Genomic DNA, 17,236 nt, shown 5'->3' on the forward strand with positions numbered 1-17,236 from the left:
CTGCGCCCGCCCCCCGGTGGCGGAAGGCAAAATCAGCCTCCGCCACCGCGGCACGGGGCTTTCGCGCCTCGGCGCCGGGCGGTATCACTTTGGCCCATGGCCCCCCTTTCCCCCCCCGACTTCAGCTTCGAATCCGCCGCCCTTGCGCAGGGCTTCATCCGCATCGCCGGCGTGGACGAGGTCGGCCGCGGCCCGCTGGCCGGCCCTGTGACCGCCGCCGCCGTGCGGCTGGACCCCACCCGCATTCCCGCCGGTCTGAACGACAGCAAGAAGCTGACCGCCCACCGACGCGAGGCGCTGGCGGCCGAGATCATGGCACTGGCCGAGGTGTCGATCGCCCATGCCTCGGTCGAGGAAATCGACCGGCTGAACATCCTTCAGGCCAGCCATCTGGCGATGTCCCGCGCGCTGGCGGGGCTGCCCGTCCCGCCCGATCTGGCGCTGATCGACGGCAACCGGCTTCCCAAGGGGCTGCCGCATCCGGCGCAGGCCATCGTCAAGGGCGATGCGCGCTGCCTGTCGATCGCCGCGGCCTCGATCGTGGCCAAGGTGGCGCGCGACCGCATCATGGTGGATTTGGCGCAACAGCATCCCGGATACGGCTGGGCGCGCAATGCAGGTTACGGCACGCCGGATCACCTTCGGGCGCTTCTAGATCTTGGCCCGACCCCTCACCATAGGCGTTCGTTCAAGCCCATCCACAATATCTTGTATCAAGAGGCAACCGTAACCCCTTGATTCAAAAAAGAATTTGACGCCGATTCGGTGATGACTCATCCTTTGCGCACATAAAACGGCGAATGAATGCCGGGCACAGAGGCAGAGAATGGCGACGAAAACAAAGACGACGGAGGCGGCGACGCTTCCGCTGAACCAGATCCTTGCGGGCGACTGCATCGAGGTGATGCGGTCCCTTCCCGCGTCGTCGGTCGACCTGATCTTCGCCGACCCGCCCTACAACCTGCAACTGCGCGGCGACCTGCATCGCCCGGACAATTCCCGCGTCGATGCGGTGGACGACCACTGGGACCAGTTTTCCAGCTTTGCCAGCTATGACCAGTTCACCCGCGAATGGCTGGCCGCCGCGCGCCGGCTTTTGAAGCCGAACGGCGCGATCTGGGTGATCGGCAGCTATCACAACATCTTCCGCGTCGGCGCCGCGCTTCAGGATCAGGGCTTCTGGATCCTGAACGATGTGGTCTGGCGCAAGTCGAACCCGATGCCGAACTTCAAGGGCAAGCGGCTGACCAACGCGCATGAAACGCTGATCTGGGCCTCGAAGCAGGAAGCCAGCAAATACACCTTCAACTATGAGGCGCTGAAGGCGCTGAACGAAGGCGTGCAGATGCGGTCGGACTGGGTGATCCCGATCTGCACCGGGCACGAGCGGCTGAAGGACGAACATGGCGACAAGGCCCACCCGACGCAAAAGCCCGAGGCGCTTCTGCATCGGGTGATGGTGGCCACGACCAATCCGGGCGATGTGGTGTTGGACCCGTTCTTCGGCACCGGCACCACCGGGGCGGTGGCCAAGATGCTGGGCCGCGACTTCATCGGCATCGAGCGCGAGGAAAGCTATCGCAAGGTGGCGGCCGAGCGTCTGGCGCGGGTGCGCCGGTTCGATGCCTCGGCGCTGGAAGTGTCGGGGTCCAAGCGGGCCGAGCCGCGGGTGCCGTTCGGGCAACTGGTCGAACGCGGCATGCTGCGCCCGGGCGAGGAACTCTACTCGATGAACCAGCGCCACAAGGCCAAGGTGCGCGCCGATGGCACGCTGATCGGGCACGAGGTGAAAGGGTCGATCCATCAGGTCGGCGCCGCGCTGGAAGGCGCGCCGTCCTGCAATGGCTGGACCTACTGGTGCTACAAACGCGAGGGCAAGATGATCCCGATCGACATCCTGCGCCAGCAGATCCGGGCAGAGATGGAAGACCCCCGCCCGAACTGACCTTCACGAAACATCCCGTTCCGCCTGTGCCGTTGGTCGCTTTGCCACGGCACCACTTCCCTCGCCGTGCCCGCACGGCGAGGTTTTTTCGCTTCCGGGCCCACACCCGCGGCTGGCGGCCCGCACTGGCGGCCCGCATCTGGGGCCTTGCCGCCCGGCGCGCGCGCCCTCGTAGACCCTTCTTGCAACGCGCCGTGCCCCCCGCGCGCGCCATGTGTGGGGGGGCATCGGGGGCCGTCACCATCTGGATCGGCGTGATTTCGCCTTGGCCCCCGCGCGTCGTGTGGGGACCATCGGGGGCCCTGCCGGATCTCTCCGGCAAGGCCGGTCATGTCAGGCGTCGGGTTCCTTGACCGGAACCGGCGCCTCGGCCGGGGGTGTCTCGGCCGGAACGGCGGCGGCGGCGGCTTCCACCGGGGTTGCGCCGAAATTGTAGGGCGCCCAGTCGGTGATGTCGGGATAGTATTTCTTCCGCCAGTCGCGCACGCGCGGGTTCATCCGGCTTTTCCAGAACTTCGGCACCAGCGCCATCGCCCCCATCAGCGGATAGCCATAGGGAAGCTGCGGCGCCTTTTCGGCGTCATAGGTCTGAAGCAGCGGATAGCGCCGGTCGGGCTTGTAGTGGTGATCCGAATGGCGCTGAAGGTTGATCAGCAGCCAGTTCGACGCCTTGTGCGCCGAGTTCCAGCTGTGATGCGGGGCCACCGGCTCGTGGCTGCCATCGTCCAGCTTGCGGCGGGTCAGGCCGTAATGCTCGACATAGTTTGTCAGCTCAAGCTGCCAGATCGCGACGATCGCCTGGATCAGGAACAGCAACAGGCCCTGCGCGCCGCCCAGTGCCAGCGCAAGCCCGCACATGAACAGTTGCAAACCGCCATAGATCCAGAACGGGTTTTTCAGCGAATGGGCCGGACGGCCCGTCCGCTTCAGCAGGTCGACCTCGGTCTCCCATGCGTTTTTGGGGCATTCCACCAGCACGCGCTGGAAATAGGTGTGGAAATCCTCGCCGTAGCGGGCGGTGACCGGATCGGCAGCGGTTCCCACATGGACGTGGTGAACCTTCAGATGCTCGGTCCGGAAGTGGCTGTAAAGCACCATGGCCAGCAGGATGTCGCCCAGCCAGCGTTCCAGCCGGTTCTTCTGGTGGATCAGTTCGTGGGCATAGACGATGCCGACGATGCCGGTCATCACGCCGATGCCAATGAACAGGCCGATCTTCTCAAGCAGGTCGAGATGATAGGTGTTGCTGGCATAGGCGATCAGGCCGAACAGCAGGATGAACTGCACCGGCACCCAGATCATGGTCAGAAGACGGAACCAGAACAGATCCTTTTCGGCTGTTTCGGTATCCTCGTTCTTCGTGTTCAGCCCGACCACAAGATCAAGCAGATCAAACAGCCCCCACGCGAACAGGGGCAGCAAAAGGACCGTCCAGCCGCCGTAGACGGCGCCGATGATGGCCAGTGGAACCATCGCAAGAGAGATCGCGAAGGGCAGCGCGCTTTTGATATGCGCGATAGGGGGTGGCATGTTCGATGTCGCGACGTCCGGAGGGGAAACCATTTCTCAACTCCACTTACTACTGTCGTGGCGCGCACACTATGCGAGTCGGGCCGTGTCATTCGGGTGACGGATCGCCGCTGCGGCAACGTTCCATCCCTTGCGCATCAGCGTCGGCAACGCCGAAGGGCGGAATGCCGCCTGCGCCACGAAGGCACCGCGCAGGGGCACGGCATCCGCGGGCACATCGGCCACAAGCACCCGCAGCCGCAGATGAAAATGGGTGAAGGTATGGCGCAGCTCTGGCCCCGCATCCCGCCACAGGGCGGTCAGCGGCGGATCGGACGGCCCGCCGCTGCGGTCCCAGTCGGTGCCGGGCCAGCCCAGCATTCCGCCCAGCATCCCCGAATCGGGCCGCGTTTCCAGCAAAAGCGCCCCATCCGCACGGCAGGCAATCCAAAGCACGCCGTCGCGCACCGGCTTTGCCACTTTCGGCGCCTTGCGCGGCAGCGTGGCCTGATCGCCCGCCGCCCGCGCCGCGCAACCATGGATCAGCGGGCAGAGTCCACAGGCGGGGTTGCGGGGGGTGCAGATCGTGGCGCCCAGATCCATCATCGCCTGCGCATGATCGCCCGGCCGCACGGCGGGTGTCAGGCTGGCCGCGGCGCGTGTCAGTTCCGACTTGGCGGCGGGAAGCGGCGTTTCGATCCGGAACAGGCGGGCCACCACGCGCTCGACATTGCCATCGACCACGGTTGCGGGCTCGTCAAAGGCGATGGCGGCGACGGCGGCCGCGGTATAGGGGCCGACGCCGGGCAGGGTCAACAGCCCGTCGCGGCTGTCGGGAAACCGGCCACCATGATCCGCGACCACCGCCCGCGCACCCTTCAGCAGGTTGCGGGCGCGGGCGTAATAGCCAAGCCCCGCCCATTCGGCCATGACCTCGGCATCCTCGGCCGCGGCCAGTGCGGCCACTTCGGGCCAGCGTTCGGTGAAGCGGCGGAAATAATCGCGCACCGCAGCGACGGTGGTCTGTTGCAGCATGATCTCGGACAGCCAGACCCGGTAGGGGTCGGGCCTGACGCCGGCCGCACGATCCCCGGGGCCTACGCGCCACGGCAGCACCCGGGCATGGCGGTCATACCAGTGCAGAAGGCGCAGGGTGGCGGCCGGGGTTTCCTCGGTGTCACGCAATCTTTATGCTCCTTCCTGCGGCGTGGCTCTGGCGCCACGGGGCGCGGCGGCTAAGATAGGCGCTCGATCAGGAATGAACAGATGACCCGAGCCCCGGCCCCTACCCCCGCCAAGCCCAAGCGCCGGATGCGCGGGTTCGAAGCCGCGTCGGGCCTGTTGCAGGACCGCATCCGGCAAGTCGGTGAAAAGCGCGGCTTTGCGGTGACGCGGCTTCTGACCCACTGGCCCGAGGTGGCCGGCACGGATCTGGCCCGGATCACCCGCCCGGTAAAGGTGGGCTATGCCGCGCGCGAAGGGCTGGGGGCGACGCTGACGATTCTGGTATCGTCGGCCCATGCGCCTTTGGTGCAGATGCAATTGCCGGCACTGAAGGAACGGGTGAACGCCTGCTATGGCTATGCCGCGATCTCGCGCATTCTGCTGACGCAGACTGCGCCTGCGGGCTTTGCCGAAGGGCAGGCGACGTTCGATCCTGCGCCGAAAGCAGAAAAGGCGCCCGATCCGGCGGTGCAAGCCCGCGCGGCCGAAGCCGCCGCCGGTGTCCATGACGAGGGGCTGCGGGCGGCCCTTGAACGGCTTACCATGAATTTCCTGACACGCACGAAAGCAAGATGAGGCACGGAATGGTCAATCAACTGGGGCTGGCGGCGCTGGCACTGACGACGGTGGCGGGCATCGCGCTGTGGACTGCGGGGCAACAGGCCGCGCTGCCGCTGCTGCCGCCGATGACGGCCAGCGCGCAGGAAACCGCCGCCCCGGCAACCCTGCCCGCGGTGACGGACATGGCACTGGGCGCCGAAGATGCGCCGGTGACAATCATCGAATATTCGTCCTTCACCTGTCCGCATTGCGCCACCTTCGAAAACGAGGTGCTGACACCCCTGAAGCGCGACTACATCGACACCGGCAAGGTGCGGTTCGTCTTCCGCGAGGTCTATTTCGACCGCTACGGTCTGTGGGCCGCGATGGTGGCGCGCTGCGGCGGCGAGATGCGGTATTTCGGCATCGCTGACATGATCTTCGACCAGCAGCGCGAATGGGTCACCGACAACCCGCAGCAGGTGGCGGAAAACCTGCGCCGGATCGGCCGCGCCGCGGGGCTGGATGACGTCGCGCTGGACGCCTGCATGAACGATCAGCCCAAGGCCGAGGCGATGGTGGCGGCGTTCCAGAAGAACTCGGCCGCCGACGGGATCACCGCCACGCCCTCGTTGATCGTGAACGGCACCAAACATTCCAACATGTCCTACGAGGATCTGAAAAAGCTGATCGAGGCGGAGCTGTCCAAGGGATGAGCGCGCCCCTGACCGGGGTCCGGGTGGTCGAACTGGCCCGGATCCTTGCCGGGCCATGGGCGGGGCAGGTTCTGGCCGATCTTGGCGCCGATGTCGTCAAGGTCGAGGCCCCGGAAGGCGATGACACCCGCCGCTGGGGCCCGCCCTTCATCGACCGCGAGGGCGACCGCTCGGCCGCCTATTTCCATGCCGCAAACCGGGGCAAACGGTCGGTCACGGCCGATTTCCGCACCGCCGAAGGGCAGGAAACGGTCCGCCGTCTTGTCGCTGGCGCCGATGTGCTGATCGAGAATTTCAAGGTCGGCGGGCTGGCGAAATACGGGCTGGACTGGCCGTCGCTGCAACGGGTGAACCCGCGGCTGATCTATTGCTCGGTCACGGGCTTCGGGCAGGACGGCCCCTATGCCGCCCGCGCGGGATACGATTTCATCATTCAGGGCATGGCCGGCCTGATGAGCGTGACCGGCACCCCCGAGGGCCAGCCGCAGAAGGTGGGCGTGGCTGTCACCGACATCTTCACCGGGATCTATGCCGCCACCGCGATCCTTGCCGCGTTGCACCAGCGCGGGGTGACGGGGCAGGGCCAGCAGATCGACATGGCGCTGATGGATGTGGCGACGGGGATCATGGCCAATCAGGCGATGAACTACCTTGCGACGGGCGTAGCGCCGCGGAAGATGGGCAACGAACATCCCAATCTTGCGCCCTATGCGGTGTTCGACTGCGCCGATGGCTGGGTGATCCTGGCCACCGGCAACGATGCGCAATATCGCCGGCTGTGCGCGATTCTGGGCCTGCCGGGTCTGGCGACGGCGCCGCAGTTCCAGACCAACGCCGACCGGGTGGCAAACCGGGCCGCGCTGACCGCCGCGCTGACCGCCGCGACGCGCGGCTGGCGCAAGGCCGACCTGCTGGCCGCCTGCGAAACCGAAGGTGTGCCCGCCGGCCCGATCAACGACATGGCCGAGACTTTCGCCGATCCGCAGATCCGCCACCGCGGGATGCGGATCGATCCGGGCGGCGTGCCCGGCGTGCGATCTCCCATCCGGTTTTCCGACGCCGAACTGGCCCTTGATCGCCCGGCGCCGCGGCTGGGCGAACATCGGGCCGAAGTGCTGGCCGAAGCCGGCCGCCCCCGCGCCCCCCAGAACCCGGCGGGATAACGCCCTACCCCGCGCGCAGCCCAAGCCGGTCCAGCGCCCCGTCCAGCGCCGACCAATCGTCCAGCGCCAGCCGGACCGGCAGCGTCAACACCTTCTGCCGGAACGAGGGCGGCAGCCGCACCGCGTCCTTCTCGGTGGTGACCAGTTGCGCGCCCAGCGCCATGGCCTCGATTTCCAGCCGGCGCATCAGCGCCTCGCCCAAGGGCTGATGATCGTCAAGCGCCTCGGCGCGCAGAAGGTCGGCGCCCTCGGCCCGCAGCGAGGCGAAGAACTTTTCCGGCCGCCCGATGCCCGCAAAGGCCAGAACCCGCGCGCCCTGCCAGTCCATCCCCATTTGCAGCGTCCGAAGCTGCCCGGTCAGCCGCGGCAGCGGCAGGGCAGGCCAGTCGGCGGCAAAGCGGGCCTGCGCCGCCGGGTCGCCGATCGACAGCAGCAGGTCGGCGCGGGCAAGGCCCACCGGCACCGGCTCGCGCAGGGGGCCGGCGGGCAGGCAGCGGCCATTGCCGAACCCCACGGCAGCATCGACCACGATCAGCGACAGATCCTTGGCCACCGACGGGTTCTGAAAGCCGTCGTCCAGCAGGATCACCCGCGCGCCCGCGGCCTCGGCGGCGCGAACGCCGGCCGCCCGGTCGCGCGCGATCCATGCCGGGCCAAAGGCCGCCAGCAACAACGGCTCGTCGCCCACATCGGCGGCACGGTGGCGGCGCGGATCGACATGCAGCGGACCTTCCAGCCGTCCACCATACCCGCGCGAGACGACATGCGCCTCGATCCCGCGGGCCTGAAGATGCTGCATCAGCGCGATGGCGGTGGGCGTCTTGCCGGTGCCACCGGCATTCAGGTTGCCGATGCAGATCACCGGCACACCTGCACGATGGGCGCTGCCCCGGCGCAACCGCCGTGCGGTGGCCACCGCATAAAGCCGCCCCATGGGCGCCAGCAGCCGCGCCACAAGCGCGGGCCGGTCTGGCGGGGTGAACCAGAACCGCGGCGGCCGCATCATGGCGCGGCATCCACCAGCCGGCCGACCAGCGCCACGATCCGGTCCGTCACATCCGTCCCGTCCGAGGCGACCGCCCAGCCGGCATGGGCCAGCCGCGCCGCCCGGTCGGGCGCCAGCAGATCGGACAGAGCCTCGGGCAGGTCGGCCGCCGATGGCACCACCATCGCCCCGCGCGCCTTGCGCAGCCGGGCAAAGGTCGCGCCATGCGGACCCGGCCGCGGCCCGTGAATGATCGCAGAGCCCAGCGAGGCTGCCTCGAGCGGATCGCGCACACAGCCTTCGGTCAGGCTGCCGCCCAGCCATGTCACCGGCGCCAGCCGATACCACAGCCCCAGTTCGGCGGTGCCATCGGCCATGAACACCTCGGTCTCGGCGTCGGGCTCCTCGTCGGCGGATCGCCGGGCGACGGTCCAGCCTTCGTCCTCCATCCGGGCGGCCAGCGGGGCGGCACGATCGGCATCCTTCGGCACAACGATCAGCAACAACCGATGCGCCAGCTTCAGCGCGGAATGATGGGCGGCGATCACCGCGGCTTCCTCGGGCTCGGGGATGCCAGCGGCCAGCCAGACCGGCCGCGTCGCAAGCAGGCGGGCAAGGGCGGCGCGTTCGGCCTCGGTGCAGGGCAGCGCAAGGCTGCCATCTTCCAGCCGGCCGGCGACCTGCGTGATGTCGGGCGGGCTTCCGGCGCGGCGGAAGGCGCGGGCGGCGTCCTCGTCCACCGCAAAGATGTGACGGAACCGCGACAAGAGCCCGCGGATCTGCCCCGGCCACCAGCGTTCGCGCCCGGCCAGAACGCGCGGCGCCACACCATCGATCAGCGCCAGCGGGATCAGCCGTTCGGACGTCTGCTCGATCAGGGTCGGGCGCAATTCGCCTTCGGCCATAAAGGCCGCATCGGGGCGCCAGTGGTCAAGAAAGGCCCGCACCTCGGCCAGCGTATCGGCAGGCACGGCCTGCACGATCAGATCGCTTCCCGCACCGACCGCAACCGGCGATGTCAGCAGGACCGGAAACCCCTCGTCCAGCAGGATGCGCCGGCCCAGCTCGGCCATGGGGCGGGCGGCTTCGGGCGTGGGGGCGTGCAGCCAGACCAGCTTGCCCGCCGGGCGGGGCGGACGCGCCACCCCCCCGACAGGACCAAGCGGAAGGCCGAACGCCTGCGTCATCACGCGGGATCAGGCCCCGAGTTCTTCGGTGGCCGAGGCGGGTTGTTCCTCGTCGCGCAGCCGGTGGATATGGGCGATGAAATAGCGCATGTGCGCATCGTCGACCGTGCGCTGCGCCTCGGCCTTCCAGGCGGAATAGGCCGAGGCATAATCGGGGAACATGCCGACGATATGGATGGCCTTCACGTCCTTGAAGACGTTCTTCGTCGGGCTGACAAGTTCGCCCCCGAACACGAGGTGCAGACGCTGGGCCATGGGACGCTCCTTTGACGCTGGCGGAATGGCGCGCACCCTAGACGATGTGCCGCAGGGGTCAAGGCCGCCGCCCGCGCGCCGGCCAATCAGGACAGATCGCGCGCCAGAAGCTGGCCGCCCTGCCCCGGCTTCACCTCGAACCGGCTGATCTTCTTGATAAGATCCGAAAGTTTGGCGCTGCCATAGGTGCGGGTGTCGAAATCGGGATTGGCCTGCGTGATGAACTGGCCGATCTGGCCCAGCGTATACCACTCGCCTTCGGGGTCGATGGCGCGCATCGCCGCCACGATCAGCGGAATCGCGTTCATCGGCGATTCCTTCTGCCCGCGCTGCGGCTGTTCGGCCACCGGCAGGCCCGCGGGGCGCGCCTCGCGCACGGGTTCGTCGCCGCCAAGGTTCTCGACATAGATGAAGCGTTTGCAGGCCATGCGGAACGCCTCGGGCGTCTTTTTCTCACCGATGCCATAGACATCCAGCCCCTGTTCGCGAATCCGCGCCGCCAGCCGGGTAAAGTCGCTGTCCGACGAGACCAGAACAAACCCGTCGAACAGCCCCGAATGCAGGAAATCTATCGCTGCGATCACAAGGCCGATGTCGGATGCGTTCTTGCCCTTGGTGTTCGAGAATTGCTGATCCGCCACAAGGCCCAGTGTCGCCACCTTCTTGGCCCAGGCATTCAGCCGCATCGCGGACCAGTCGCCATAGATCCGCCGTACCGAGGCCTCGCCCAGCGCGGCGATTTCTTCAAAGATCGCTTCAGCATAGCCGGCGGGCACGTTATCCGCATCGATAAGCACGCAAAGGCGCGGGGCGCGGGATTCGGACATGTCGGCTCCTGTTTTGGTCTTTCTGCCGCAGATTGTGCGACGTGGGAAGCTGGAAAGACCTTGGCCGGTGTCGGGGCCGCGTGCGGGAACCCACCCCCCTTCGCCACCGGGCCGCTTGCAACCGCAGGGTCGCGGCCCTAGCTTCCGCCAAACCCACCGGAGACCTGTGATGCGCCGCCCGCTTCTGATCCTGCTGACCCTGACCAGCCTTGCCGCCTGCCGGGTCAGCGATATGCCGATGGACCTGTTGCAGAACGACACCTGCGGCGCCAAGGGCCTTCAGGGCCTGATCGGCCAGCCATCCGAAGTGCTGGATTCCATGCGCTTTTCGCAACCCGTCCGGGTGGTGCGGCCGGGGATGGCGGTGACGATGGACTTCCGCGCCGACCGTTTGACCGTCGAGATCGATGACGCGAACCTGATCCGACGGCTGTCCTGCGGCTGAGGGTCAGGCCCCGCCGCGCAGCCGGTTCAGAACAGCCTCGTTCGCGTAACCGTCAGGGGTCAGCCCCTGCGCCTTCTGCCAGGCGCGCAGCGCGGCCAGCGTGTTCGGCCCGATCCGCCCATCCACCCCCTGCGTGTCGTAACCCGCGGCGGTCAGCAGGCGTTGAAGATCGTGCCGTTCGGCGTCCAGAAGCGCGCGGTCGCCGCGCGGCCAGTCGCCCAGGATCGGCCCGGCCCCTGTCAGCCGGTCGGCCAGATGCCCCACCGCAACCACATAGGCGTCGGCCGGATTATAGCGGGCCAGCGCGCGGAAGTTACCAAAGATCAGGAATGCCGCGCCCTGCGCACCGCCCGGCAGCAGCAGCGCCGCCTCGCCGTGATCGGGCAAGGCGCCACCATCGGCCGCGCGCAGGCCAAGGGCCTGCCAACGCGCCATCCCGTGCCGTACCGTCTTGCCGCTTTCCGCGAAATCGAAATGCACGGGAAGGCGGACCTCGATCCCCCAGGGCTGGCCCTTGCGCCAGCCCGACTGCGCCAGATAGGCCGCGGTCGAGGCCAGCGCATCCGCCGGATCATCCGACCAGATGTCGCGCCGGCCGTCGCCATCGAAATCCTGCGCGATCGCAAGGTAAGAGGTCGGCATGAACTGGGTATGCCCCATCGCCCCGGCCCAGCTTCCGCGCATCGCATCCGGCGCGATGTCGCCCCGATCCAGAATCTTCAGCGCCGCGATCAGTTGCGCTTCGAAAAAGGCGGCGCGGCGGCCGTCATGGGCCAGCGTCGCCAGCGCCGGGATCAGCGGATGGCTGCCGCGGTTGGCCCCGTAAGAGGTCTCGATCCCCCAGACCGCGACAAGGATTTCCTTTTCGACGCCGTAGGTTGCTTCGATCCGATCCAGCAGACCGGCATGGCGGGCCAGCGCCGCCTGCCCTTCGGTGATACGTTTTTCGGACACCGCACGGTCCAGGTAATCCCACAGCGTGCGGACAAATTCGGTCTGGTTGCGGTCGCGCGTCAGGGCCTCGGCGTCGGGACGCAGGTCGCGGAAGGCGGCGTCGAAGGTCTCGGGGCGGATGCCTTGCGCCAGCGCCCGCAGGCGAAACGCCGCCGCCCAGTCGCGAAGCGCCCGGTCGGGGGTCTCGGCCGTCACGGGCGCCACGGGGTCGGCCGCCGCCGTCACCGGAACCAGCAGGGCAAGGCCCAGAACAAGATGCCGCATGAGATCACCGCCCGATCCTGTCGTTTCGGCAACCCTGACACGAAAGCCGCGCCCCGCCCAGCCATCAGCGCCGCTTGCGCACCAACTTACGCTTGACCTTCTCGGCACGGGCGGCGGCCTGCCCCGGCTTGCGCGGACCGGACCGGCCCCGGCGCCCCTTTGGCCCCGGCAGCGGGCCGCCCTCGACCGACAGCAGTTCCAGCATCAGGCCCCCGGTCAGCGGCACCGCCTCGGCCAGCCGCACCGTGACACGCTGGCCGATCCCCAGCATCGTGCCGGTATCGGCCCCCATCAGGGTCTGGCTGTCCGGATCGAAATGGAAGAATTCGCGCCCGACCGAGCGGATCGGGATCAGCCCGTCGGCGCCGCTTTCGTCCAGCCGGACGAACAGGCCGAAGCGTTGCACACCCGAAATCCGGCCGGTGAACTCGGCCCCCACGCGGTCCGAGAGCCAGGCCGCCAGATAGCGATCAGTCGTGTCGCGTTCCGCCGCCATGCTGCGCCGTTCAGTGTCAGAGATCAGCTTGGCGGTTTCTTCCAGCATCTCGATATCTTGCGCCGACAACCCGTCACTGCCCCAGCCATGGGCCAGAATCAGCGCGCGATGCACGATCAGATCGGAATAGCGCCGGATCGGCGAGGTGAAATGCGCATAGCTGCGCAGCGCCAGACCGAAATGGCCAAAATTCTCGGGGTGGTAATAAGCCTGCGTCATCGAGCGCAGGGTGGTGATGTTCATCAGCTCGTCGAACTCGGTGCCTTCGGCCTGCGCCAGAAGCCGGTTCAGATGCGAGGTCTTCAGCACCTGCCCCTTGGCCAGCGTGAACCCCGAAGCCTCGGCCACTTCGCGCAGGGCTTCCAGCTTGTCGGGGCTGGGTTCCTCGTGGACGCGGAACAGCAGCGGGCGGCGCAGGCGGGTCAGTTCCTCGGCGGCGGCGACATTGGCCAGCACCATGAATTCCTCGATCAGCCGATGCGCGTCAAAGCGTTCGCGGAAATCCACCGACAGCACGCGGCCATCCTCGGACAGTTCGATCCGGCGTTCGGGCAGGTCAAGATCAAGCGGCTGGCGCAGCGCACGGGCGTGTTTCAGCGCGCCATAGGCGGCGTAAAGCGGGCGGATGATGTCATCCAGCAGCGGCGCCGTCCTGTCGTCGGGCTGGCCGTCCTGCGCCGCCTGCACCTGCGCATAGTGCAGACTGGCCCGAGACCGCATGATCCCCCGGGTGAAACGATGCGAGATCTTCTCACCCTGAGGGGAAAGCCGCATCCTGACGGCCATGCAGGGCCGGTCGACCTCCTGATGCAGCGAACACAGGTCGCCCGACAGCGCATCGGGCAGCATCGGCACCACCCGGTCAGGGAAATAGCTGGAGTTGCCGCGCTTGCGCGCCTCGCGATCCAGCGCCGATCCGGGGCGGACGTAATGCGCCACATCGGCAATCGCGACCCAGAGGATATGGCCGCCTGGGTTCTGCGGATCGGGATCGGGCGCGGCCAGCACCGCGTCGTCGCGGTCGCGGGCATCGACGGGATCGATGGTGACAAAGGGCAGATGGCGCAGATCCTCGCGCTCGCCCAAGGGCGCGGGTTCGGCACGGGCGGCCTCGGCCAGCACCGCATCGGGGAAGACGTCGGGGATGCCATGCTGATGGATCGCGATGATCGAGACCGCACGCGGCCCGCTTGGATCGCCCAGCCGCGAAACCACACGCGCCTGTGGCAGACCAAGGCGCTTCGGGCCCACGCGCTCGGCCTCGACCAGTTCGCCGTCGCGGGCGCCGGCGGTCATGTCGGCGGGCACCCGCCATTCCTTGTCTTCACCCTTGTCGATGGGCAGGATGCGGCCGCCATCCGATCCGGCGCGGAAGATGCCCAGCACCTTCAACGTGCTGCCGCCAAGGCGGCGGATCAGCCGGGCCTCGTGGCTGTGATCTTCGCCCGCGACTTCGGTCAGGCGGGCCAGAATACGCTCGCCTTCGCCCAGCGCCGGGTCGCCCGGCTTCGGCACGAACAGGATGCGCGGCGGATCACCGTCGCCCTGCCATTCCAACGGCCGCGCGAACAGGTCGCCCTGCGCATCGGGCGCCGTGATCTGCACCACCGAGACCGGCGCCAGCCCCCCCTGCGCGCCATAGGTGCGTTTGCGCTTTTCCAGCGCGCCTTCGGCCTCCATCTCGCGCAGAAGGCGCTTCAGCTCGATGCGGGCGGCACTGCCCTTGATGCCAAAAGCGCGGGCGATGTCGCGCTTGGCGGTCAGGGTCGGGTTTTCAGCGATCCAGTCAAGGATCCGGGCTTTGGAAGGGATCTGGTCCATGGGATTGGGGTAACATGGCCCGGCCCGCGCGTCATCCGCAAAGCCGCGCCTTACAGGTCAAGCACCATGTCGCGATGCACGATCCCGGCATCGAGATAGTCCTGACCCACCGCGCGGAAGCCCAGCTTTTCGTAAAACCCCATGGCATGAACCTGCGAGCCAAGCGTGACCTGCCGAAGGCCGGGCACCCTGCGCAACTCGGCCACCGCCGCGCGCACCAGCGCCGCCCCGGCGCCGGTGCCGCGGCAGTCGGCCGACACGCAGACCCGGCCGATCTTGCCGACCGTTCCGTGCAGCAAAAGCCGGGCGGTGCCAATGGCGCGGGTGCCGTCATGGGCCAGAAGGTGGATCGCCCCGGCATCCAGATCGTCGATTTCCTCGGCCTCGGGGACGCCCTGTTCGTCGATGAACACCTGCCGGCGCAGAGCGTGGCAGGCGGCCAGATCGTCGGTCACCGAAATCTTCATGCGAAGTAATCCGTCAGGATGCGGCGGTAGATCGCCTTCAACGCCGGGATCTGTGCGACATCGACCCGCTCGTCGACCTGATGCATCGTGCGGCCCACAAGGCCGAATTCCACCACCGGGCAATGGGCGCGCACGAACCGCGCATCCGACGTTCCACCCGAGGTTGACGGCTCGGGGCGCAGGCCGGTCTCGGCCTCGACCGCGCGGGCGATCAGGTTGGACAGCGCGCCCGGCGGGGTCAGGAAGCTTTCGCCCGAGATCTTGGCCGTCATGGCGATCTGAACGCCGGTGTCGGCCTGAACCGTCGCCGCCTCGGCCCGCAGCCATTCGGTCAGGCTGGCGCCGGTATGAAGGTCGTTGAAGCGGATGTTCACCGTGGCGCGGCACAGCGCGGGAATGACATTGGTGGCCGGATTGCCGGTGTCGATCGTCGTCACCGCCAGCGTCGAGGCGTCGAAATGCGCCGTTCCCTGATCCAGCGGATGCGAGGCCAGCCGGTCGATCAGCCGCGCCATCGCCGCCACCGGGTTCTTCGCCCGGTGCGGATAGGCGGAATGGCCCTGCACCCCCTGCGCGGTGAAAAATGCCGTCATCGAGCCGCGCCGGCCGATCTTCATCATCTCGCCCAGACGGTCGGGGCAGGTCGGCTCGCCCACCAGACAGACCGACATCGACTCGCCCTGCGCGTCCATCCAGTCCAGAAGCGCCACGGTGCCGTCGGTCGCGTCGCCTTCCTCGTCGCCGGTCAGGGTCAGGATCACCGCACCATCGGGCGGTGTCTCGCGCACGAAATCCACCGCCGCCGCGACAAAGGCCGCGACGCCCGACTTCATGTCGGTGGCGCCACGGCCCCACAGCCAGCCATCGGAGATCTGCCCCCCGAACGGGTCGCAGGTCCAGGCGGCGGTATCACCCACCGGCACCACATCGGTATGACCGTTGAAGCCGAAACTGCGCGCAGCCCCCTTTTGCCCCCAGCGTGCGAACAGGTTCGGCGTGCCGTTACGGTCGACGCGGGTGCAGGCGAACCCCGCCTGCGACAGCAGCCGTTCCAGCAGCACCAGCGCACCGCCTTCGGCCGGCGTGACCGAGGGGCAGCGAATCAGATCGGCCGCAAGGGCCACGGGATCGACGGGCGTCATCTGTCCGGCCTAGTCGTAAAAGGGCGTGACCTGCGCCACCACCACCGAGTTCTCATCCAGCGCCCGTTGCATCAGCGCGCGTTCCTCGTCGTCGATCTCGTCGCCATTGGCCAGCCGTTCGTCCAGCGTGCCATAGCCCGAGACATCCAGCGGCGCCATGTCGGCGGTTTTCAGCAGGGCCACCGTCTCGCGCACGGCCTCGGCCTCGTCCACGCCGCTGGCATAGCACATCAGCGCGGCCCCGGTGGCGCCCTTGGGCAGACCGTCGCCGGCCTTGCGGCCCACCTCGATCACCAGCGTGTAAACCTGCTGCGGACGCTTGATCTTTTCGTCGCTCATGCGGCGCCTTTCCGTGGATATCGCACCGGGGTGGCAGGATTTGCCCCCCGGCGCAAGCGGCGCTCAGTCGCGCAGAAGCTCGTTGATCGAGGTCTTGGACCGGGTCTGCGCATCCACCCGCTTGACGATCACCGCGCAATACAGGTTCACGCCATTCTTCGACGGCATCGAACCCGCGACGACCACCGAACCGGCCGGCACCTCGCCATACATCACCTCGCCGGTGTCGCGATCGACGATCTTCGTCGATTTGCCGATGAACACCCCCATCCCCAGAACCGAGCCTTCGCGCACGATGCAGCCTTCCACCACTTCGGACCGGGCCCCGATGAAGCAGTTGTCCTCGATGATCGTCGGGCCGGCCTGCATCGGTTCCAGCACGCCGCCGATGCCGACGCCGCCCGACAGATGCACGTTCTTGCCGATCTGGGCGCAGGAACCCACCGTGGCCCAGGTGTCGACCATGGTGCCTTCATCGACATAGGCGCCAAGGTTCACGAAGGACGGCATCAGCACCACGCCCTTGCCGATATAGGCCGAGCGGCGGACGATACAGTTCGGCACCGCTCGAAAGCCGGCGCGGCGCCAGTCCTTCTTGCGCCAGCCGGCGAACTTGCTGTCGACCTTGTCCCACCAGCCGCCACCCTGCGGGCCGCCGTCGTGCAGCTCCATGTCATGCAGCCGAAAGCCCAGCAGCACCGCCTTCTTGGCCCACTGGTTCACATGCCAGTCGGCGCCGCGCTTTTCGGCCACCCGCAATTCGCCCTTGTCCAGCGCATCCAGCGTGGTCTCGACGGCATCGCGGGTTTCGCCTTTGGTGTCGGGGGTGATCGTGTCACGGACCTCCCAGGCGGCTTCGATGGCGGTTTCGAGCGCGGCATGTGACATGGAAACACCCTTTTTCATGGTCCTTTACCCATTGAGCCTATAATGGCTGGGGCCATTCGCCGCAATGCG

General features: G+C 67.6%; 18 protein-coding genes. 6 read left to right on the top strand and 12 right to left on the bottom strand.

Annotated features, from left to right (window positions below; genetic code table 11):
• The first annotated feature begins 96 nt into the window (after positions 1-96).
• Positions 97-738 (top strand): ribonuclease HII, encoded by a 642-nt coding sequence (locus CRO07_RS06760; RefSeq protein WP_097029930.1) that lies wholly within the window; start codon positions 97-99, stop codon positions 736-738.
• A gap of 88 nt (positions 739-826) precedes the next feature.
• Positions 827-1,945 carry a site-specific DNA-methyltransferase gene (locus CRO07_RS06765; protein WP_097029931.1) on the top strand — a complete coding sequence of 373 codons (1,119 nt, stop codon included), beginning with the start codon at positions 827-829 and terminating at the stop codon, positions 1,943-1,945.
• Between the two features lie 333 nt (positions 1,946-2,278).
• On the opposite strand, the gene CRO07_RS06770 is transcribed toward CRO07_RS06765, so the two are convergent.
• Together CRO07_RS06770 and mutY are read right to left on the bottom strand one after the other, a co-directional pair.
• Positions 2,279-3,508, bottom strand: a complete 1,230-nt coding sequence (locus tag CRO07_RS06770; RefSeq protein ID WP_097029932.1) for an alkane 1-monooxygenase — start codon at positions 3,506-3,508, stop codon at positions 2,279-2,281.
• A gap of 36 nt (positions 3,509-3,544) precedes the next feature.
• Complete coding sequence (mutY, locus tag CRO07_RS06775; protein ID WP_097029933.1) at positions 3,545-4,639, bottom strand: A/G-specific adenine glycosylase; 1,095 nt, start codon at positions 4,637-4,639, stop codon at positions 3,545-3,547.
• 81 nt (positions 4,640-4,720) lie between these two features.
• Here mutY and CRO07_RS06780 point away from each other — a divergent pair, with 81 nt between their 5' ends.
• Genes CRO07_RS06780 through CRO07_RS06790 form a run of 3 tightly spaced genes read left to right on the top strand, consistent with a single transcriptional unit; the run spans position 4,721 to position 7,097 of the window.
• Positions 4,721-5,254: a DUF721 domain-containing protein gene (locus CRO07_RS06780; protein WP_097029934.1), complete on the top strand. Its 534-nt coding sequence runs from the start codon at positions 4,721-4,723 to the stop codon at positions 5,252-5,254.
• Positions 5,255-5,262: 8 nt separating this feature from the next.
• Complete coding sequence (locus CRO07_RS06785) at positions 5,263-5,934, top strand: DsbA family protein (protein ID WP_097029935.1); 672 nt, start codon at positions 5,263-5,265, stop codon at positions 5,932-5,934.
• Positions 5,931-7,097 (top strand): CaiB/BaiF CoA transferase family protein, encoded by a 1,167-nt coding sequence (locus CRO07_RS06790; protein WP_097029936.1) that lies wholly within the window; start codon positions 5,931-5,933, stop codon positions 7,095-7,097. The genes CRO07_RS06785 and CRO07_RS06790 overlap by 4 nt, the downstream gene beginning before the upstream one ends.
• Positions 7,098-7,101: 4 nt before the next feature.
• Here CRO07_RS06790 and lpxK read toward each other — a convergent pair whose 3' ends face one another.
• The 4 genes from lpxK to CRO07_RS06810 form a co-directional block, all read right to left on the bottom strand.
• Positions 7,102-8,100, bottom strand: a complete 999-nt coding sequence (gene lpxK / locus CRO07_RS06795) for a tetraacyldisaccharide 4'-kinase (RefSeq protein ID WP_097030087.1) — start codon at positions 8,098-8,100, stop codon at positions 7,102-7,104.
• On the bottom strand, positions 8,100-9,269 hold the full coding sequence (locus CRO07_RS06800; RefSeq protein ID WP_097029937.1) for a 3-deoxy-D-manno-octulosonic acid transferase: 1,170 nt from the start codon (positions 9,267-9,269) through the stop codon (positions 8,100-8,102). The genes lpxK and CRO07_RS06800 overlap by 1 nt, the downstream gene beginning before the upstream one ends.
• 9 nt (positions 9,270-9,278) lie before the next feature.
• Positions 9,279-9,524, bottom strand: coding sequence for a DUF4170 domain-containing protein (locus CRO07_RS06805; RefSeq protein ID WP_097029938.1), 246 nt, complete (start codon positions 9,522-9,524; stop codon positions 9,279-9,281).
• Between the two features lie 86 nt (positions 9,525-9,610).
• Positions 9,611-10,351: an NYN domain-containing protein gene (locus CRO07_RS06810; protein WP_097029939.1), complete on the bottom strand. Its 741-nt coding sequence runs from the start codon at positions 10,349-10,351 to the stop codon at positions 9,611-9,613.
• Between the two features lie 169 nt (positions 10,352-10,520).
• Between CRO07_RS06810 and CRO07_RS06815 the strand changes: the two genes are divergently transcribed.
• Positions 10,521-10,796: an I78 family peptidase inhibitor gene (locus CRO07_RS06815; RefSeq protein WP_097029940.1), complete on the top strand. Its 276-nt coding sequence runs from the start codon at positions 10,521-10,523 to the stop codon at positions 10,794-10,796.
• Positions 10,797-10,799: 3 nt separating this feature from the next.
• On the opposite strand, the gene CRO07_RS06820 is transcribed toward CRO07_RS06815, so the two are convergent.
• The 6 genes from CRO07_RS06820 to dapD all read right to left on the bottom strand — a co-directional run bounded on the left by CRO07_RS06820 (position 10,800) and on the right by dapD (position 17,167).
• The gene (locus CRO07_RS06820; protein WP_097029941.1) at positions 10,800-12,014 is read right to left on the bottom strand and encodes a lytic murein transglycosylase; all 1,215 of its coding nucleotides are present in this window, start codon (positions 12,012-12,014) and stop codon (positions 10,800-10,802) included.
• Positions 12,015-12,078: 64 nt separating this feature from the next.
• Positions 12,079-14,331, bottom strand: a complete 2,253-nt coding sequence (gene rnr, locus CRO07_RS06825; protein WP_097029942.1) for a ribonuclease R — start codon at positions 14,329-14,331, stop codon at positions 12,079-12,081.
• A 50-nt stretch (positions 14,332-14,381) separates the two neighbouring features.
• Positions 14,382-14,798, bottom strand: coding sequence for a GNAT family N-acetyltransferase (locus CRO07_RS06830; protein WP_097029943.1), 417 nt, complete (start codon positions 14,796-14,798; stop codon positions 14,382-14,384).
• Positions 14,795-15,940 (bottom strand): succinyl-diaminopimelate desuccinylase, encoded by a 1,146-nt coding sequence (gene dapE, locus CRO07_RS06835; protein WP_097029944.1) that lies wholly within the window; start codon positions 15,938-15,940, stop codon positions 14,795-14,797. The genes CRO07_RS06830 and dapE overlap by 4 nt, the downstream gene beginning before the upstream one ends.
• A gap of 9 nt (positions 15,941-15,949) precedes the next feature.
• The gene (locus tag CRO07_RS06840; protein WP_097029945.1) at positions 15,950-16,279 is read right to left on the bottom strand and encodes a hypothetical protein; all 330 of its coding nucleotides are present in this window, start codon (positions 16,277-16,279) and stop codon (positions 15,950-15,952) included.
• Between the two features lie 63 nt (positions 16,280-16,342).
• On the bottom strand, positions 16,343-17,167 hold the full coding sequence (gene dapD, locus CRO07_RS06845; RefSeq protein WP_097030088.1) for a 2,3,4,5-tetrahydropyridine-2,6-dicarboxylate N-succinyltransferase: 825 nt from the start codon (positions 17,165-17,167) through the stop codon (positions 16,343-16,345).
• Positions 17,168-17,236: the final 69 nt, after the last annotated feature.

It is taken from the genome of Cereibacter ovatus (genome assembly GCF_900207575.1).
GTDB lineage: Bacteria > Pseudomonadota > Alphaproteobacteria > Rhodobacterales > Rhodobacteraceae > Cereibacter_A > Cereibacter_A ovatus.

What these genes read in the sequence shown, in the direction of transcription:
- CRO07_RS06760 (WP_097029930.1), top strand. Translation starts at nt 97, where the DNA reads ATGGCCCCCCTTTCCCCCCCCGACTTCAGCTTCGAATCCGCCGCCCTT.
- CRO07_RS06765 (WP_097029931.1), top strand. Translation starts at nt 827, where the DNA reads ATGGCGACGAAAACAAAGACGACGGAGGCGGCGACGCTTCCGCTGAAC.
- CRO07_RS06770 (WP_097029932.1), bottom strand. Translation starts at nt 3,508, where the DNA reads ATGGTTTCCCCTCCGGACGTCGCGACATCGAACATGCCACCCCCTATC.
- CRO07_RS06780 (WP_097029934.1), top strand. Translation starts at nt 4,721, where the DNA reads ATGACCCGAGCCCCGGCCCCTACCCCCGCCAAGCCCAAGCGCCGGATG.
- CRO07_RS06785 (WP_097029935.1), top strand. Translation starts at nt 5,263, where the DNA reads ATGGTCAATCAACTGGGGCTGGCGGCGCTGGCACTGACGACGGTGGCG.
- CRO07_RS06790 (WP_097029936.1), top strand. Translation starts at nt 5,931, where the DNA reads ATGAGCGCGCCCCTGACCGGGGTCCGGGTGGTCGAACTGGCCCGGATC.
- lpxK (WP_097030087.1), bottom strand. Translation starts at nt 8,100, where the DNA reads ATGCGGCCGCCGCGGTTCTGGTTCACCCCGCCAGACCGGCCCGCGCTT.
- CRO07_RS06800 (WP_097029937.1), bottom strand. Translation starts at nt 9,269, where the DNA reads ATGACGCAGGCGTTCGGCCTTCCGCTTGGTCCTGTCGGGGGGGTGGCG.
- CRO07_RS06805 (WP_097029938.1), bottom strand. Translation starts at nt 9,524, where the DNA reads ATGGCCCAGCGTCTGCACCTCGTGTTCGGGGGCGAACTTGTCAGCCCG.
- CRO07_RS06810 (WP_097029939.1), bottom strand. Translation starts at nt 10,351, where the DNA reads ATGTCCGAATCCCGCGCCCCGCGCCTTTGCGTGCTTATCGATGCGGAT.
- CRO07_RS06815 (WP_097029940.1), top strand. Translation starts at nt 10,521, where the DNA reads ATGCGCCGCCCGCTTCTGATCCTGCTGACCCTGACCAGCCTTGCCGCC.
- CRO07_RS06820 (WP_097029941.1), bottom strand. Translation starts at nt 12,014, where the DNA reads ATGCGGCATCTTGTTCTGGGCCTTGCCCTGCTGGTTCCGGTGACGGCG.
- rnr (WP_097029942.1), bottom strand. Translation starts at nt 14,331, where the DNA reads ATGGACCAGATCCCTTCCAAAGCCCGGATCCTTGACTGGATCGCTGAA.
- CRO07_RS06830 (WP_097029943.1), bottom strand. Translation starts at nt 14,798, where the DNA reads ATGAAGATTTCGGTGACCGACGATCTGGCCGCCTGCCACGCTCTGCGC.
- dapE (WP_097029944.1), bottom strand. Translation starts at nt 15,940, where the DNA reads ATGACGCCCGTCGATCCCGTGGCCCTTGCGGCCGATCTGATTCGCTGC.
- CRO07_RS06840 (WP_097029945.1), bottom strand. Translation starts at nt 16,279, where the DNA reads ATGAGCGACGAAAAGATCAAGCGTCCGCAGCAGGTTTACACGCTGGTG.
- dapD (WP_097030088.1), bottom strand. Translation starts at nt 17,167, where the DNA reads ATGTCACATGCCGCGCTCGAAACCGCCATCGAAGCCGCCTGGGAGGTC.